Raw genomic sequence first — 15,436 nt, 5'->3', positions numbered from 1 at the left:
CTGAAGACGATGTTGACGGCTGCGGCCGGGGCTGCCGCCCTGGTCGGTCCGGCGCATGCGCTGGACGCCGCGGCCGCCAAGGCCCTGGCCCAGAAGAACGCCTGCATGGGCTGCCACGCCGTGGACAAGAAGTTGGTGGGACCGGCTTACAAGGATGTGGCCGCCAAGTACAAGGGCATGAATCCGGCCGAATTGGCGGCCTCGATCAAGAAAGGTGGCGCAGGCAAGTGGGGGCCGGTGCCGATGCCCGCCCAGGCGGCGCTCGGCGACAATGACGCCAAGCTGCTGGCGGAGTGGGTGCTGGCGGGGGCGCCCGACAAGTGATGGCGGGTGTGCCCGTCGTCCGAATGACGTTTTCGACAAGGAGTTGCATATGAAACAGAACCGACGTGCCGTGCTGAAGGCCGGCGGGGCGCTGGCGACGCTGGTGTCGCTGGGCGTGGTGACGGCCGAGCAGGCGCAGGCGGCGGGCCGCGACGGCTTTGCGGCCAAGACGCTGGCGGACGCGCTCAAGGCGGTGGGCGGCCAGCCCGCGACGAGCGACCAGGTGCAGATCGTCTCGCCGGACATCGCGGAAAACGGCGCGGTGGTGCCGGTGGGGGCGGTGAGCAAGCTGCCCAACACGACCGAGATTTACCTGCTGGTGGAGAAGAACCCGACGCCGCTGTCGGCGATGTTCATGATTCCGGCGGGCACCGAGGCGGACGTGCAGACGCGCCTGAAGATGGGGCAGAGCACCAACGTGCTGGCGGTGGTCAAGGCCGACGGCAAGCTGTACTCGGCGGTCAAGGAAACGAAGGTGACGCTGGGCGGCTGCGGCGGCTGAAGCGACACAGGGTAACGAACGCGAAGGAGAGACGAAGATGGCAGATCCGATGCGCATCCGGGCCAACGAGGCCGGTGGGGTGACGACGGTGCGGGTGCTCATGAGCCACCCCATGGAGCCTGGTACGCGCAAAGACGCGTCGGGCAACCTGGTGCCGGCGCACCACATCACGGACGTGGTGGCCACGCACAACGGCAAGGAAGTGCTCAAGGCGCTGTGGAGCGGGGCGGTGTCGCAAAACCCGTTTCTGAGCTTCAAGTTCAAGGGCGCCAACAAGGGCGACAAGATCGTGGTCAAGTGGACCGACAACAAGGGCGAGTCTCGCACCGACGAGGCCGTGATCGCCTGATCCCGCACGCCGGGCGCCCCGGGCCGCACCACGGCGGCCCACCCAGGGCCAGCGGACCCGACGGCCCGCTGGCCTTTGCTTTCCAGACGCCCTTCCAGCTTCCACAGGAACCGTCACCATGAGTTTCAGCCGCCGCGAGTTTCTTCAGGTACTGGCCGTCGCCAGCGCCTCTGGCATGACCATTGCCCACGAGGACGTCCTGGCCGCCAAGCCTGGCGCCGTCAGCCGCCTGTACGACGTGCCCAAGTTCGGCAACGTCAGCTTCTTGCATTTCACCGACTGCCACGCGCAGCTCACCCCGGTCTATTTCCGCGAACCGAGCGTCAACCTGGGCGTCGGCGAGGCGCGCGGTCGGCCGCCGCACCTGGTCGGCGAACACCTGCTCAAGCACTTCGGCATCCGACCGGGCACGCACCAGGCCCACGCCTTCACCTATCTGGACTTTGCCCGCGCGGCCAAGACCTACGGCAAGGTGGGCGGCTTTGCGCACCTGGCGACGCTGGTCAAAATGCTCAAGGCCAGCCGCCCGCACGCGCTGCTGTGCGACGGCGGTGACACTTGGCAGGGCTCGGCCACTTCGCTGTGGACCAACGCCCAGGACATGGTCGATGCCTGCAAGCTGCTCGGCGTCAACATCATGACCCCGCACTGGGAGTTCACCTTTGGCGCCAAGCGCGTGCAGGAGATCGTCGAGAAGGACTTCAAGGGCCACATCGACTTCGTGGCCCAGAACGTCAAGACGGCGGATTTCGAGGAGCTGGTCTTCCCGCCGTATGTGATCAAAGAGCAAAACGGCGTGTCGGTGGCCGTCATCGGCCAGGCGTTCCCCTACACCCCGATCGCCAACCCGCGCTGGATGGTGCCGGACTGGACCTTCGGCATCCGCGACGACCACATGCAGAAGATGGTCGACGAGGTGCGTGCCAAGGGCGCCCAGGTGGTCGTGGTGCTGTCGCACAACGGCATGGATGTGGACATCAAGATGGCCTCGCGCGTGCGCGGCATCGACGCCATCCTCGGCGGCCACACGCACGATGGCATGCCCGCGCCGGTCATCGTCAAGAACGCCGGCGGCCAGACGCTGGTGACCAACGCCGGCTCCAACAGCAAGTTCCTGGGCGTGCTGGACTTCGACGTGCGGGATGGTCAGGTGCGCGGTTACCAGTACCGCCTGCTGCCGGTGTTTGCCAACCTGCTGCCGGCCGATGCCGAGATGGCGGCCTACATCGAGAAGGTGCGCGCGCCGTACAAGGCCAAGCTGGAAGAGAAGCTCGCCGTCACCGAAGGCCTGCTGTATCGCCGCGGCAACTTCAACGGCTCGTGGGACCAGCTCATCCTGGACGCGCTGATGGAGGTCAAGGGCGCGGACGCGGCCTTCTCGCCGGGCGTGCGCTGGGGCACCAGCCTGCTGCCGGGCGATGTGATCACCTACGAGCGCATGATGGACCAGATGGCCATGACCTATCCGGCCACCACGCTCAACGAATTCACGGGCGCCCAGATCAAAGAGATCATGGAGGACGTGGCCGACAACCTGTTCAACCCCGATCCGTACTACCAGCAGGGCGGCGACATGGTGCGCGTCGGTGGCATCCAGTACACCATCGATCCCACCGCGCCCATGGGCCAGCGCATCCAGAACCTGACCCTCAAAGGCAAACCGCTGGCGGCGGACAAGACCTACAAGGTGGCGGGCTGGGCGTCGGTGCAGGAGGGCGTGACCGGTACCCCGATCTGGGACGTGGTCGCGGGTTATCTGCGCGACAAAAAGGTCATCAAGCCGGTGCAGATCAACCAGCCCAAGGTCATCAACGTCGGTGGCAACCCGGGCCTGGCGGCCTGAGCCGGCCATCCCGGACGGTTGTGACCAAGCCCGCTTCGGCGGGCTTTTTGCCGTCCAGCCGCTCGCCCGGTGGGGGCGCATCGCTGCGCAGCGCCCGCCTACAATTGCGCCACCATGCTCGATATCGCCACCCTGCGCCGCGACCTCGACGCCGTCGTCGCGCGGCTTGAGACCCGAAAGAATCCCCAACCCTACCTCGACGTCGCGGCTTTCACCGCACTCGAAAACGAGCGTAAGGCCCTGCAGGTCCGCACCGAGGAGCTGCAAGCCCGCCGCAACAGCCTGTCCAAGCAGATCGGCGCGCTCAAAGGCAAGGGCCAGCATGCCGAAGCCGAGGCCGCCATGGCCGAGGTCGTCCAGATCAAAGGGACACTGGAGGCCTCCGCCGCGCGGCTGGAGCAGATCCAGACGGAACTGCAGACGCTGTTGCTGGCCGTGCCCAACCTGCCGCAACCGGAGGTGCCGGTGGGCCCGGACGAAAGCGCCAATGTGGAGCTGCGCCGCTGGAGCCCGGACGCCGGCCTGGGTGGGTCGCCGGGGGCGCTGCCGTTTGAGCCACGGGACCATGTGACTCTGGGTGAACGGCTGGGGCTGGATTTCGAGACCGCAGCCAAGCTCAGCGGTGCGCGCTTTGCCGTGTTGCGCGGGCCGATCGCACGGCTGCACCGGGCGCTCGCGCAGTTCATGCTGGATGTGCAGACCGGCGAGCACGGTTACACCGAGTGCTACACCCCGTACGTCGTGAATGCGCAGACCTTGCGCGGTACGGGGCAGCTCCCCAAATTCGAGGCCGACTTGTTTGCCGCGAAGAAGGGGGGCGCCGAGGGCGACGACGGCGCGATGTATCTGATCCCCACCAGCGAGGTGACGCTGACCAACTTCGTGCGCGACACCATCCTCGCCGAGGCCGACCTGCCGATCAAGCTCACCGCGCACACGCCGTGCTTCCGCTCCGAGGCCGGGGCGGCCGGGCGCGACACGCGCGGCCTGATCCGCCAGCACCAGTTCGACAAGGTGGAGATGGTGCAGATCGTGCACCCGCAGCACAGCCAGGCGGCGCTGGAGGAGATGACCGGCCACGCCGAGGCGATCCTGCAGCGGCTGGGGCTGCCGTACCGCGTGGTGCTGCTGTGCACCGGCGACATGGGGTTTGGCGCCGCGCGCACGCACGACCTGGAGGTGTGGCTGCCGGCGCAGGGCACGTACCGCGAGATCAGCTCGGTGAGCAACTGCGGCGACTTCCAGGCCCGGCGGCTGCAGGCGCGCTTTCGCAACGCCCAGGGCAAGCCGGAGCTGGTGCACACGCTCAACGGCTCGGGCTTGGCGGTGGGGCGCGCGCTGGTGGCGGTGCTGGAGAACTACCAGAACGCCGACGGCACCATCACCGTGCCCGAGGCATTGCGGCCGTACCTGGGCGGCGCCGATCGGCTGTAAAAGCGGTTCAGCGCAGCCCCGCCCCGGCCGCGTCGAAGTCGCGCTGGATCAGCTCGATCTTGTAGCCGTCGGGGTCGGTGACGAAGGCGATCACCGTCGTGCCGCCCTTGACCGGGCCCGGTTCGCGCGTGATGGTGCCGCCGGCGGCGCGGATGCGCTCGCACGCCGCGTAGACGTCGGGCACGCCGATGGCGATGTGGCCGTAGGCGGTGCCCATCTCGTACTTGTCCACGCCCCAGTTGTAGGTCAGCTCGATCTCGGCCTGACCGGGATTGCCCCCGTCAAAGCCCAGGAAGGCGAGCGAGTACTTGTACTCCGGGTTTTCGGAGGTGCGCAGCAACTGCATGCCCAGCACCTGGGTGTAGAACGCGATGGAGCGCTGCAAGTCGCCGACCCGCAGCATGGTGTGCAGGATGCGCATGGTGAACCTCCGGTGGCGTCATTGAATGCGGCCGAAGCTGGTGCGCAGCGGATCGATGCCGCCGCCCCCGCCGCCCCGGTTTTTGTTGCGGTTGCGGCGTCCGCGGTCGTTCAGGGCGTCGATGCCGGTGCGCAGCGGATCGGGTTGGCGTGCTGCCGGCCCCGCTTGCTGGGGTTTGCGCGCACCGGGTGACTGGGGGCCGGGGCGGCCGTCCCGCCCCGCGCCCTCGCGCGGTGGGCGCGGCTGCTGGGCGGCCGGGCCGGCATCCGCGCGGGGCGGTTGCCCGCCACCCGCGGGGTTGCCGGTGCCGCCGCCGGCGCCTTTGGCCTTTCCGCGGCGGCGCCGGTTGCGGTTGCGCCGGCCTTCGGGATCGATGCGGGTGCGCGCCTCGCCATCCGCGCCTCTGTCGCCGTCTTCCGAGTCGGCCCCATCGTCGTCATCGCGCTCGGCCCGCTCCGCCGCCTCGGCGGCCGCGGACGCCTTCGGCGCGGGGCCGGCCTTGCGGGCACGCATGCGGTCCAACATCTCGCGCCGGGCGGCCTTGGCTGCGGCGGCCATGACTTCGCGGCTGGGCGGCTTGCCAGCACCGCCCCACAGCACCTGGCGGCCCATGGCGATGGGTTCGGCCTTCTCCCCGGGCTCGGGCATGAACTCCGGCAGAACCTGCACCGGAATCTGTTGCCCGGTGAAGCGCTCGATGGCCATCATCCAGCCTTCTTCGTCGAGGCTGACGAAGCTCAGCGCCTCGCCCTCGGCCCCGGCGCGGCCGGTGCGGCCGATGCGGTGCACGTAGTCCTCCGGCACGTTGGGGATGTCGTAGTTGATGACATGCGGCAGGTCCTCGATGTCGATGCCGCGCGCGGCGATGTCGGTGGCCACCAGTACGCGCAGTTGCCCGCTCTTGAAGCCGTCCAGCGCCTGCGTGCGCGCGGTCTGGCTTTTGTTGCCGTGCAGCGCCATGGCACTGATGCCGTGCTCGTTGAGGAACTGCGCCACCTGGTTGGCCCCAAATTTGGTGCGCGTGAACACCAGCACCTGGTTCCAGCCGTTGCCGTCCAGCAGGTGCTTGAGCAGCGCCATCTTCTTGGTGCGGCCCACGGGGTGGATGGTCTGTCGGATGCGCTGCACCGTGGTGTTGGGCGGCGTCACTTGAATGTGCCGCGGCTCGCGCAGCAGGCCGGCGGCCAGCGCCTTGATTTCGTCGCTGAAGGTGGCCGAGAACAGCAGGCTCTGCTTGTGGGGCGGCAGCAGCGCCAGCACCTTGCGCACGTCGTGGATGAAGCCCATGTCGAGCATGCGGTCGGCTTCGTCCAGCACCAGGATTTCGACCTTGGACAGGTCCAGGTGGCCCTGATCGACCAGATCCAACAGCCGGCCAGGCGTCGCCACCAGGATGTCCACACCCTTGGCCAGTTTTTCGATCTGGGGATTGAGGCCCACGCCGCCAAACACCACCGCCGATTTGAGTTTGAGGTGCTTGCCGTAGGCTTTGACCGAGTCCTCGACCTGGGCGGCCAGTTCGCGGGTGGGGGCCAGCACCAGGGCGCGGACGGGGCGCGGCTGACCGCGCTTGGGCGTCTCGCCGCGCGTGGCCAGCAGATGCAGCATCGGCAGCGTGAAGGCGGCCGTCTTGCCGGTTCCGGTTTGGGCGCCGGCCAGCAGGTCGTGTCCGGCCAGCACGGCGGGGATGGCCTCGGCCTGGATGGGGGTGGGCGTCTCGTAGCCCTGCTCGCGCACGGCCTCGACAAGGGCCGGCAGCAGTTGAAGTTCTTCGAATGTCATGTGGAGGTCGAGCGCCCATGCCGGGGCGCGCGGCATCGGCCCACGCCGCCGGGTGCCGGATCGGTCGATCCCGTGCACCGGTCGAACGGCTCAGTCAGGGGCAGATGGGGTCAGGGGATGAGCCGGGGCGCGACTGCAGGGCCCGGCCAACCCGAATTGTTGCATAACTGGGATAATTCGAGGGAACCCGGGCCGCGATCCCGGGACATTTTTTTCACGATCCGTTGTTTTTCTGAAGGTAGCCCCCGATGGCCCAGTACGTTTTCACGATGAACCGCGTCTCCAAGACCGTGCCGCCCAAGCGACAGATCTTGAAGGACATTTCGCTGAGCTTCTTCCCCGGCGCCAAGATCGGTGTGCTGGGGCTCAACGGCGCGGGCAAGTCCACGCTGCTCAAGATCATGGCCGGGGTGGACAAGGATTTCGAGGGCGAGGCCGTGCCGATGCCCGGCATCAAGATCGGCTACCTGCCGCAGGAGCCGCAGCTCAACCCCGACCAGACCGTGCGCCAAGCGGTGGAAGAGGGCATCGGCGGTGCGCTGGCGGCCAAGAAGCGGCTCGAGGAGGTTTATGCCGCGTACGCCGAGCCGGACGCCGACTTCGACGCGCTGGCCGCCGAGCAGGCGGAGCTGGAGGCCATCATCGCCGCCGCGGGCAGCGAAAACACCGACCTGCAACTGGAGCTGGCCGCCGATGCGCTGAACCTGCCGCCGTGGGACGCCCAGATCAAAAACCTCTCGGGTGGCGAGAAACGCCGTGTCGCGCTGTGCCGGCTGTTGCTGTCCAAGCCCGACATGCTGCTGCTCGACGAGCCGACCAACCACCTCGACGCCGAAAGCGTCCATTGGCTGGAGCAGTACCTGCAGCGCTTCCCCGGCACCGTGGTGGCGATCACGCACGACCGCTACTTCCTCGACAACGCCGCCGAGTGGATTCTGGAACTCGACCGCGGCATGGGCATCCCGTACAAGGGCAACTACTCCGAATGGCTGGAGCAGAAGGAGCGCCGGTTGGAGCAGGAGCAAAAGTCCGAGGACGCGCGCCGCAAGGCCATGAAGGAGGAGCTCAAGTGGGTGCGCTCCAACGCCAAGGGGCGTCAGGCCAAGAGCAAGGCGCGTCTGCAGCGCTTCGAGGAACTGAGCGACTACGAATACCAAAAGCGCAACGAGACCAACGAGATCTTCATCCCCGTCGCCGAGCGGCTGGGCTCGCAGGTCATCGAGTTCAAGAACGTCAGCAAATCGTTCGGTGACCGGCTGCTGATCGACAACTTGTCGTTCAGCGTGCCGGCGGGTGCCATCGTCGGCATCATCGGCCCCAACGGTGCCGGTAAATCGACCCTGTTTCGCATGATCCAGGGTGTGGAAAAGCCGGACAGTGGCGAGATCATCATCGGCCAGACCGCCAAGCTGGCCTTCGTGGATCAGAGCCGTGACAGCCTGGACGGCAGCAAGACCGTGTGGGAGGACGTCTCCGGCGGGTTGGACAACATCACCGTCGGCAAGTTCGTCATGCCCAGCCGGGCGTATCTGGGCCGCTTCAACTTCAAGGGCAACGATCAGCAAAAGCGCGTCGCCGATCTGTCGGGCGGCGAACGCGGCCGGCTGCACCTGGCCAAGACGCTGGCCAAGGGCGGCAACGTGCTGTTGCTGGACGAACCTTCCAACGACCTGGACGTGGAAACCCTGCGCGCGCTCGAGGATGCGCTGCTGGAGTTCGCCGGCAGCGCGCTGGTCATCAGCCACGACCGCTGGTTCCTCGACCGCATTTGCACGCACATTCTGGCGTACGAGGGCGACAGCCAGTGGTATTTCTACGACGGCAACTTCACCGAGTACGAGGCCGACAAGGTGCGCCGGCTGGGTGAAGAGGGGGCACGCCCGAAGCGCGTGCGCTTCAAGTCGCTGGCCTGACCATGGCGGCCACGACCGTCCCCGCCCCCGGTGCTCCGGCCGCCCCGCCCGCCCCGCCCGACGTGCCCACGGTCGAGGCAGCGATGCGCCGCTGGATCGAGCGCGCCGTCATCGGCCTGAATCTGTGCCCCTTCGCCAAGGCGGTCTGGGTGAAGGAGCAGGTGCGCATCGCGGTCAGCCAGGCGCGGCACCTGGACGCCTTTCTGGACGATCTGGATGCCGAACTGCTGCGGCTGCGCGATACACCGCCCGAGGTGCTCGACACGACCCTGCTCGTGCATCCGACGCTGTTTCCGGACTTCTTCGTGTTCAACGACTTTCTGGATGTGGTGGACCGGGTGATCGAAGAGCACGGGCTGGAAGGCGTGATCCAGGTGGCGCCCTTCCACCCGGACTTCGTGTTCGACGGCGTCGATCCGGACGACATCACCAACGCCACCAACCGCGCGCCCTACGCGACCTTGCACCTGCTGCGCGAGGACAGCGTGGCGCGCGCCGTGGCCTCGGGCGACCCGGTCGAGGCGATCGTCGAGCGCAACGTGGACACCCTGCGCCGGCTCGGGACGCAGGGTTGGCAGCGTTTGTTTGGCGCGGACGAATGAGTAAAAATCTGCATTCTTGTCAGGTTTAGGTCAAAATGGCGGGAATGAAACCGGACGATACCGATTCCGATTTGCCATCCGCCGCCGAGTCGTACTACACGACCCTGGAGGTCGCCCGCATCCTGGGCATGGCCGTGCGCTCCGTCCAGTTGATGGTCGATCGGGGCGATTTGCAGGCGTGGAAAACCCCGGGGGGCCATCGGCGCATCACCGCCTCGTCCCTGCAGCGCTGGCTGGCCCGCAGCCGCGCCGGGGTGGCGCCCCCTGCGGCCTCGCGCGCGGCGCGGCCGCGCCGGGGGGCGGCGCGCAGCGGCCGGCCGCCGCGCATTCTGCTCATCGAAGATTCTTCGCATTTCCAGCACCTGGTGCAGTTGCTGGTGCGCCAGCGTTTCCCCCGCGCCGAGTTGCATGTGGCGGGCGACGGGATCTCGGGCCTGGTGTCCTTTGGTCAGTTGCAACCCGATCTGCTGATCGTGGACATTTTGCTGCCGGGCATCGACGGCGCATCGATGGTCATGGGCCTGCGCCGCCACGAACTGTTCGGCGGTTTCGGGCTGATCGTGCTCACCACGCTGGATGAGGAAGCGCGTCGCGATTATGCGCACGCGCTGGAGGACGTGGCCGTGGTGCACAAGCCCGACCTCGTGCGCGATTTGCCGCCGTTGATCGAACGGGCCCTGGGCGAGCGGTTGCGCGAGACCGCTCCCCCTGCGGCCGCCGCGGCGGGCAAGGCTCCTCTCAGCGCCCCAGCGCAGACCAGTCGCCGGGCACCAGCCACAGCAGCCCGGCGGTCATGACCACATAGCGCGCGAATTTGCCTGCGGCCATGTAGACCACGCAGGGCCAGAACGGAAACTTGAGCCACCCCGCCACCGCGCACAGGGGGTCGCCCACGGCGGGCAGCCAGCTCAGCAGGCAGGCTTTGGGGCCGAAGCGCTCCAGCCAGTCCAGCGCCCGCAGATGGGTGGACGATCCGCGCGCGCGGTCGATGGCGGCGTGTGCGCCGTAGCCCATGGCCCAGCTCACCGCACCACCGAGGGTGTTGCCCACGGTGGCCACCAGGATGGCCGGCCAGAACAATTCGGGGTTGAGCTTGATCAGCGCGAACACGGCCGGCTCCGACCCCATGGGCAGCAGCGTCGCCGAGACGAACGCCACCACGAACACCGTGGTCAGGCCCACCTCGGGCAGGCTGAGGGTGTGCAGCAGGGACGGGATCCAGACATCCATGGCGGTATCGGTCGACCGGCGCGCAGTATAGGCGCTGAAGGTGCGGACGGCGGGCCCAGGGCTGTGGGGTGCGGGTGGGGGTACAATGCTGCCCAATTTTTCAGCATCTCTTTCCTTCTTCCTCCCGCCCGCGTAACATGACCGCCGGCCCCGCGATCGGCCCCTACCGGCTGCCCAACCGCCTGTTCGTTGCGCCGATGGCCGGCGTGACGGATCGGCCGTTCCGGCGCCTGTGCAAGCGGCTCGGGGCGGGCTATGCGGTCAGCGAGATGATCACCTCGCGCCCGGAGCTGCGCGACAGCCTCAAGACCGCGCGGCGCGCCAACCACGACGGCGAGCCGGGGCCGATCGCGGTGCAGATCGCCGGCACCGACCCGGCGATGATGGCCGAGGCGGCGCGCCACAACATCGACCGCGGCGCGCAGATCATCGACATCAACATGGGCTGCCCGGCCAAGAAGGTCTGCAACCGTTGGGCCGGCTCCGCCTTGATGCAGGACGAGGCGCTGGCCGCCGCGATCATCGAGGCGGTGGTGGCGGCGTGCGCGCCGCACGGCGTGCCGGTGACGCTGAAGATGCGCACCGGCTGGTGCGCCGCGGTGCGCAACGCGCCGCGGCTGGCGCGCATCGCCGAGGATGCCGGCGTGCAGATGCTCGTCATCCACGGCCGCACGCGCGAACAGGGCTACGGCGGCGTGGCCGAGCACGACACCACGGCGCTCGTCAAGACGCTGGTGCGCATCCCGGTGGTGGCCAATGGCGATCTGGACGGCGCCGCCGCGGTGCGCGGGGTGCTGGCGCACACCGGGGCTGACGCGGTGATGATCGGCCGCGCGGCGCAGGGGCGACCGTGGCTGTTCCGCGACATCCTGCACGAGCTGCGCACCGGCCGGCCGGCGCCGCCGCCCACCACCGCCGAGCTGCGCGAGTGGCTGCGCGAGCACCTGCTGGATCACTACGCGCTCTACGGCGAGACCGCTGGCGTGCGCAGCGCGCGCAAGCACCTGCTGTGGTACCTGCGCGCGCTGGGCGGCCCGCCGGCGGCGCAGCAGCGCTTGCGCGCGGCGGTGATCGCCGCCGCGCGGGCCGAGCAGCAGCTGCGGGCGCTGGAGGATTTTCTCGACGAGCGCGACACCGCGCCGCCCGGCGAGCCGTGCGCCACCCCTGAACCCGAAGCCGCGCTGCTGGCGGCCTGACGACGTCCCCGCTCACCCGACGATGGCTGACCCGACCCCCCACCTGCCCGACTGCGTGCGCGCCAGTCTCGAGGCCTATTTCGCCACCCTGGGCGACACCGAGCCGGCCAACCTGCACGAGATGCTGATCCGCGCGGTGGAAGGGCCGCTGCTGGAGGTCGTGATGGCGCGCGCGCGCGGCAACCAGTCGCGCGCCGCCCTGTGGCTGGGCCTCAACCGCAACACGCTGCGCAAGAAGCTGCTCGAGCACGGCCTGCTCGACGGCTGACGGCGCGCCCCCGAGAGATTCACCGTAACCGTCCCCGAGGATCCCCGACGATGAGAGCCCTGATTTCCGTCTCCGACAAGACCGGCGTGCTGGAGCTGGCGCGCGAGCTGCACGCGCTGGGCGTGCAGCTGATCTCCACCGGCGGCACCGCCCGCCTGCTGGCCGAGGCCGGCCTGCCGGTGACCGAGGTGGCCGACGTGACCGGCTTTCCGGAAATGCTGGATGGCCGCGTCAAGACGCTGCATCCCAAGATCCACGGCGGGCTGCTGGCGCGGCGCGACGTGCCGGCGCACATGGCGGCGCTGGCGCAGCACGGGATTGCGCCGATCGACCTGCTGGTGGTCAACCTCTACCCGTTCGAGGCCACGGTGGCGCGTCCGGGCTGCACGCTGGCCGAGGCGATCGAGAACATCGACATCGGCGGGCCGGCGATGGTGCGCTCGGCGGCCAAGAACTGGCGCGACGTGGCCGTGCTGACCGACCCGGCGCAGTATGCCCCGGTGCTGGCGGAGCTCAAGGACGGCGGGCGCATCAGCGACGCCACGCGCCTGCAGCTGGCGGTGGCGGCGTTCAACCGCATCGCGCAGTACGACGCCGCGATCAGCCAGTATCTGTCGGCGCTGGACCTGTCGGCCGGCGTGCCGGCGGCGCAGGCCGAACCGGCGCGGCTGCCCTTCCCGGCCCAGTTCAACGCCTGCTGGACCAAGGTGCAGGATCTGCGCTATGGCGAGAACCCGCATCAGCAGGCCGCCTTCTACCGCGACCCGGACGCCCCGGTCGGGTCGCTGGCCACCGCGCAGCAGCTGCAGGGCAAGGAGCTCTCGTACAACAACATCGCCGACGCCGATGCGGCGTGGGAGTGCGTCAAGGGCTTCGAGGCGCCGGCCTGCGTCATCATCAAGCACGCCAACCCGTGCGGCGTGGCCATCGGCGCCACGGCGCTGGAGGCCTACCGCAAGGCGTTCCAGACCGACCCGACCAGTGCCTTCGGTGGCATCATCGCGTTCAACCGGGCGCTGGACGGCCAGGCCGCGCAGGCGGTGGCGCAGCAGTTCGTCGAGGTGCTGATCGCGCCGGACTTCACGCCCGAGGCGCTGGCGGTGTTCAAGGCCAAGGCCAACGTGCGCCTGCTGCGCATCGCGCTGCCGACCGATGTGGCCGCGACGCGCAACCGGCTGCACCTGCAGCGCGTCGGCGGCGGCGTGCTGGTGCAGACCGCCGACCACCATGTGCTGCGGCCGCAGGATCTGCGCGTCGTCACGCGCCGCCAGCCCACCGCGCAGGAGCTGCAGGATCTGCTGTTCGCCTGGGCGGTGGCGCAGTACGTCAAGAGCAACGCGATCGTCTTCTGCAAGGACGGCATGACGATGGGCGTGGGCGCCGGGCAGATGAGCCGGCTGGACTCCGCGCGCATCGCCAGCATCAAGGCGCAGGCGGCGGGCCTGAGCCTCAAGGGCACGGCGGTGGCCAGCGACGCCTTCTTCCCGTTCCGTGACGGGCTGGACGTCGTGGTGGACGCTGGCGCCACCTGCGTCATCCAGCCGGGCGGCTCGGTGCGCGACGCCGAGGTGATCGCCGCCGCCGACGAGCGCGGCGTGGCGATGGTCTTCACCGGCGTGCGCCACTTCCGCCACTGACGGCGGGCGGGCCCGAGTCAGTGGCCGAGGACGAACACGGCCGGCAGATCGAGGGGCAGGGTCGGCGGCTGGCGGCGCCAGTCGGCGACGCGCGCGCTGTGCACGACCTGCGCCGGCAGGCCCAGGCCGCAGGCCAGCGCCAGCCGCGTGTCGGGTGGCAGCACCTGCAGCGCGGTTTGCAGCAAGGCGGCGTTGCGGTAGGGCGTTTCGATGAAGATCTGGGTCTGGCCCAGTCGGCGCGCGGTGGCCTCCAGTTCGCGCAGGCGCGCGGCGCGTTCCCCCGCGCTCTGCGGCAGGTAGCCGACGAAGGCGAAGTGCTGGCCGTGGCAGCCGCTGGCGGCCAGCGCCAGCATCAGCGACACCGGCCCCGTCAGCGGCACCACGCGCAGACCCAGGGCGTGGGCGGCACGGACCACGGCGGCCCCGGGGTCTGCGATCGCGGGCATGCCGGCTTCGCTCACCAAACCCATGGCGTGGCCCTGCAACGCCGGTGTCAGCCATTCGCGCGCCTGGGCATCCGCCCCGCGGTGGCGGTCGCCGTGTTTGTGCCAATCGCGCGGCAGCTCGGCGATCGTGTGCTGTTGCAGCGGGGCCGCCAGGGGCTGCACCGCCTGAACGCGCTTGAGGAAGGCGCGCGTGCTCTTGGCGTTTTCGGTGATCCAGTGCGTCAGGCGGGCCGCCGTCGCCAGGGTCGAGGCGGGCAGGGCGTCACGCACGTCCGGCTGCGGCGTGCAGCCGAAGTCCAATGGCGTTGGCACCAGGTAGAGTGTGCCGGGCACGGCCACGTCGGGCATGGAGGCATCAGGGGTAGCCGTGTTCATGGCAACGTCACCCCGGCCCCGCGCAGCAGCCGTGCCGTGCGGATCAGCGGCAAGCCCACGAGGGCAGTGGGGTCGTCGCTGACGATGGCCTCCAGCAGCACGATGCCCAACCCCTCGCTCTTGGCGCTGCCGGCACAGTCGTAAGGGCGCTCGGCGCACAGATAGCGCTCGATTTCGGCGTCGCTGAGGTCGCGAAAGCGCACCTCCACCACCGCCAGATCCTCCGCCGCATAGCCGCTGGCGTGGCAGACGACGGCCAGCGCGGTCTGAAAGCGCACCGTCCGCCCGCGCATCGCGCGCAACTGCGCCACGGCGCGCTCGTGCGTGCCGGGTTTGCCCAGGGCGGCGCCATCCAGGTCCGCCACCTGGTCGCTGCCGATCACGATGGCCTGCGGGTGCCGTTGGGCGACGGCGTCGGCTTTGGCGCGGGCCAGGCGCTGCGCCAGGCGGGCCGGGGGCTCGCCCGGCCGGGGGGTTTCGTCCACCTGGGGGGCGACGGTCTCGAAGGGCAGGCGCAGCCGTGCCAGCAGTTCACGCCGGTACGGCGAGGTAGAGCCCAGGACGATGGGGCGGGGCAGGGCAGGGGCAAAGGTCTCCATGGCGGTATTGTCGCTGCCGCCGCGCTATGCTTGGCTGAATCAGGTGGGATGAAGCGGGCGCCCGGACGGGCCCCATCGTCACGGTGGAGGGACGGTATGGACGAGTCGATGCGGGACGGCAGCGGGGCACACGTCGGCGCCGCAGGGGCGTCGTGGCATGCGCTGTGCCGCAGCGTGGACTTGGCCGAGGGCGGCGAGGCGGTGCCTTTCGACGTGCGCTACCGGGGTCAAACGTGCCGGGCCTTCGCGATTCGCTATCGGGGCGCCGTCCATGCGTACCTCAACCGTTGCAGCCATGTGGCGATGGAGATGGACTGGATGCCCAACCGTTTTTTCGATCTGACGGGGCAGTTTCTGGTCTGTGGCGCCCATGGGGCGTTGTTCGAGCCGCACACCGGGCGTTGCGTGGGCGGCCCGGGCCGCGGGCCTCTGGTCGCCATCGCCGCGCGTGAGCACGACGGGGTGGTCTTTTGGCAGTCACAATACGACTTGCAACCCGTTGTTTTTTGACCGCC

General features: G+C 69.1%; 17 protein-coding genes. 12 read left to right on the top strand and 5 right to left on the bottom strand.

Going from position 1 to position 15,436, the window contains the following annotated elements:
• The 5 genes from ACK4TH_RS02605 (at position 1) to serS (ending at position 4,452) form a co-directional block, all read left to right on the top strand.
• Positions 1–324 (top strand): c-type cytochrome, encoded by a 324-nt coding sequence (locus ACK4TH_RS02605; RefSeq protein WP_409622540.1) that lies wholly within the window; start codon positions 1–3, stop codon positions 322–324.
• 49 nt (positions 325–373) lie between these two features.
• Complete coding sequence (soxY, locus tag ACK4TH_RS02600; RefSeq protein ID WP_409622270.1) at positions 374–826, top strand: thiosulfate oxidation carrier protein SoxY; 453 nt, start codon at positions 374–376, stop codon at positions 824–826.
• A 37-nt stretch (positions 827–863) separates the two neighbouring features.
• Positions 864–1,175 carry a thiosulfate oxidation carrier complex protein SoxZ gene (soxZ, locus tag ACK4TH_RS02595; protein WP_409622267.1) on the top strand — a complete coding sequence of 104 codons (312 nt, stop codon included), beginning with the start codon at positions 864–866 and terminating at the stop codon, positions 1,173–1,175.
• A 118-nt stretch (positions 1,176–1,293) separates the two neighbouring features.
• Positions 1,294–3,018 (top strand): thiosulfohydrolase SoxB, encoded by a 1,725-nt coding sequence (gene soxB / locus ACK4TH_RS02590; RefSeq protein ID WP_409622264.1) that lies wholly within the window; start codon positions 1,294–1,296, stop codon positions 3,016–3,018.
• 114 nt (positions 3,019–3,132) lie between these two features.
• A complete protein-coding gene (gene serS, locus ACK4TH_RS02585; RefSeq protein WP_409622261.1) occupies positions 3,133–4,452 on the top strand; it encodes a serine--tRNA ligase in 1,320 nt (439 codons plus the stop codon).
• Positions 4,453–4,459: 7 nt separating this feature from the next.
• Here the strand turns inward: serS and gloA are convergent, their stop codons facing one another.
• Positions 4,460–4,873 (bottom strand): lactoylglutathione lyase, encoded by a 414-nt coding sequence (gloA, locus tag ACK4TH_RS02580; RefSeq protein ID WP_409622258.1) that lies wholly within the window; start codon positions 4,871–4,873, stop codon positions 4,460–4,462.
• An 18-nt stretch (positions 4,874–4,891) separates the two neighbouring features.
• Positions 4,892–6,655 (bottom strand): DEAD/DEAH box helicase, encoded by a 1,764-nt coding sequence (locus ACK4TH_RS02575; protein ID WP_409622255.1) that lies wholly within the window; start codon positions 6,653–6,655, stop codon positions 4,892–4,894.
• A 248-nt stretch (positions 6,656–6,903) separates the two neighbouring features.
• On the opposite strand from ACK4TH_RS02575, the gene ettA reads away from it, so the two are divergent.
• The 3 genes from ettA to ACK4TH_RS02560 are packed head-to-tail and all read left to right on the top strand — an operon-like array spanning position 6,904 to position 9,967.
• Positions 6,904–8,568 (top strand): energy-dependent translational throttle protein EttA, encoded by a 1,665-nt coding sequence (gene ettA, locus ACK4TH_RS02570; protein WP_409622252.1) that lies wholly within the window; start codon positions 6,904–6,906, stop codon positions 8,566–8,568.
• Positions 8,569–8,570: 2 nt separating this feature from the next.
• Positions 8,571–9,170, top strand: a complete 600-nt coding sequence (locus ACK4TH_RS02565) for a DUF1415 domain-containing protein (protein ID WP_409622249.1) — start codon at positions 8,571–8,573, stop codon at positions 9,168–9,170.
• 44 nt (positions 9,171–9,214) lie between these two features.
• On the top strand, positions 9,215–9,967 hold the full coding sequence (locus ACK4TH_RS02560) for a helix-turn-helix domain-containing protein (RefSeq protein ID WP_409622246.1): 753 nt from the start codon (positions 9,215–9,217) through the stop codon (positions 9,965–9,967).
• Here ACK4TH_RS02560 and ACK4TH_RS02555 read toward each other — a convergent pair.
• On the bottom strand, positions 9,909–10,400 hold the full coding sequence (locus ACK4TH_RS02555) for a YqaA family protein (protein WP_409622243.1): 492 nt from the start codon (positions 10,398–10,400) through the stop codon (positions 9,909–9,911). The two genes, ACK4TH_RS02560 and ACK4TH_RS02555, sit on opposite strands and share 59 nt — an antisense overlap.
• 137 nt (positions 10,401–10,537) lie before the next feature.
• Between ACK4TH_RS02555 and dusB the strand changes: the two genes are divergently transcribed.
• The 3 genes from dusB to purH are packed head-to-tail and all read left to right on the top strand — an operon-like array spanning position 10,538 to position 13,501.
• Positions 10,538–11,596, top strand: a complete 1,059-nt coding sequence (dusB, locus tag ACK4TH_RS02550) for a tRNA dihydrouridine synthase DusB (protein ID WP_409622240.1) — start codon at positions 10,538–10,540, stop codon at positions 11,594–11,596.
• 22 nt (positions 11,597–11,618) lie between these two features.
• The gene (locus ACK4TH_RS02545) at positions 11,619–11,864 is read left to right on the top strand and encodes a helix-turn-helix domain-containing protein (RefSeq protein ID WP_409622237.1); all 246 of its coding nucleotides are present in this window, start codon (positions 11,619–11,621) and stop codon (positions 11,862–11,864) included.
• A gap of 50 nt (positions 11,865–11,914) precedes the next feature.
• The gene (purH, locus tag ACK4TH_RS02540; protein WP_409622234.1) at positions 11,915–13,501 is read left to right on the top strand and encodes a bifunctional phosphoribosylaminoimidazolecarboxamide formyltransferase/IMP cyclohydrolase; all 1,587 of its coding nucleotides are present in this window, start codon (positions 11,915–11,917) and stop codon (positions 13,499–13,501) included.
• A 17-nt stretch (positions 13,502–13,518) separates the two neighbouring features.
• Here the strand turns inward: purH and ACK4TH_RS02535 are convergent, their stop codons facing one another.
• Positions 13,519–14,322 (bottom strand): SAM-dependent methyltransferase, encoded by an 804-nt coding sequence (locus ACK4TH_RS02535; RefSeq protein WP_409622231.1) that lies wholly within the window; start codon positions 14,320–14,322, stop codon positions 13,519–13,521.
• On the bottom strand, positions 14,319–14,921 hold the full coding sequence (locus ACK4TH_RS02530; RefSeq protein ID WP_409622228.1) for a Maf family protein: 603 nt from the start codon (positions 14,919–14,921) through the stop codon (positions 14,319–14,321). Before ACK4TH_RS02530 ends, ACK4TH_RS02535 begins: the two co-directional genes overlap by 4 nt.
• A gap of 108 nt (positions 14,922–15,029) precedes the next feature.
• Between ACK4TH_RS02530 and ACK4TH_RS02525 the strand changes: the two genes are divergently transcribed.
• Positions 15,030–15,431, top strand: a complete 402-nt coding sequence (locus tag ACK4TH_RS02525; protein WP_409622537.1) for a Rieske (2Fe-2S) protein — start codon at positions 15,030–15,032, stop codon at positions 15,429–15,431.
• Positions 15,432–15,436 lie beyond the last annotated feature (5 nt).

It is taken from the genome of Tepidimonas sp., from assembly GCF_046292505.1.
Lineage (GTDB): Bacteria > Pseudomonadota > Gammaproteobacteria > Burkholderiales > Burkholderiaceae_C > Tepidimonas.
Note: the sequence above shows the minus strand (reverse complement) of the source record. Positions and strands in the feature narration are given on the sequence as shown.

Excerpts from the sequence above, each read along its gene's own strand:
- soxY (WP_409622270.1), top strand. The coding sequence starts at position 374 with ATGAAACAGAACCGACGTGCCGTGCTGAAGGCCGGCGGGGCGCTGGCG.
- soxZ (WP_409622267.1), top strand. The coding sequence starts at position 864 with ATGGCAGATCCGATGCGCATCCGGGCCAACGAGGCCGGTGGGGTGACG.
- soxB (WP_409622264.1), top strand. The coding sequence starts at position 1,294 with ATGAGTTTCAGCCGCCGCGAGTTTCTTCAGGTACTGGCCGTCGCCAGC.
- serS (WP_409622261.1), top strand. The coding sequence starts at position 3,133 with ATGCTCGATATCGCCACCCTGCGCCGCGACCTCGACGCCGTCGTCGCG.
- gloA (WP_409622258.1), bottom strand. The coding sequence starts at position 4,873 with ATGCGCATCCTGCACACCATGCTGCGGGTCGGCGACTTGCAGCGCTCC.
- ACK4TH_RS02575 (WP_409622255.1), bottom strand. The coding sequence starts at position 6,655 with ATGACATTCGAAGAACTTCAACTGCTGCCGGCCCTTGTCGAGGCCGTG.
- ettA (WP_409622252.1), top strand. The coding sequence starts at position 6,904 with ATGGCCCAGTACGTTTTCACGATGAACCGCGTCTCCAAGACCGTGCCG.
- ACK4TH_RS02565 (WP_409622249.1), top strand. The coding sequence starts at position 8,571 with ATGGCGGCCACGACCGTCCCCGCCCCCGGTGCTCCGGCCGCCCCGCCC.
- ACK4TH_RS02560 (WP_409622246.1), top strand. The coding sequence starts at position 9,215 with ATGAAACCGGACGATACCGATTCCGATTTGCCATCCGCCGCCGAGTCG.
- ACK4TH_RS02555 (WP_409622243.1), bottom strand. The coding sequence starts at position 10,400 with ATGGATGTCTGGATCCCGTCCCTGCTGCACACCCTCAGCCTGCCCGAG.
- dusB (WP_409622240.1), top strand. The coding sequence starts at position 10,538 with ATGACCGCCGGCCCCGCGATCGGCCCCTACCGGCTGCCCAACCGCCTG.
- ACK4TH_RS02545 (WP_409622237.1), top strand. The coding sequence starts at position 11,619 with ATGGCTGACCCGACCCCCCACCTGCCCGACTGCGTGCGCGCCAGTCTC.
- purH (WP_409622234.1), top strand. The coding sequence starts at position 11,915 with ATGAGAGCCCTGATTTCCGTCTCCGACAAGACCGGCGTGCTGGAGCTG.
- ACK4TH_RS02535 (WP_409622231.1), bottom strand. The coding sequence starts at position 14,322 with ATGAACACGGCTACCCCTGATGCCTCCATGCCCGACGTGGCCGTGCCC.
- ACK4TH_RS02530 (WP_409622228.1), bottom strand. The coding sequence starts at position 14,921 with ATGGAGACCTTTGCCCCTGCCCTGCCCCGCCCCATCGTCCTGGGCTCT.
- ACK4TH_RS02525 (WP_409622537.1), top strand. The coding sequence starts at position 15,030 with ATGCGGGACGGCAGCGGGGCACACGTCGGCGCCGCAGGGGCGTCGTGG.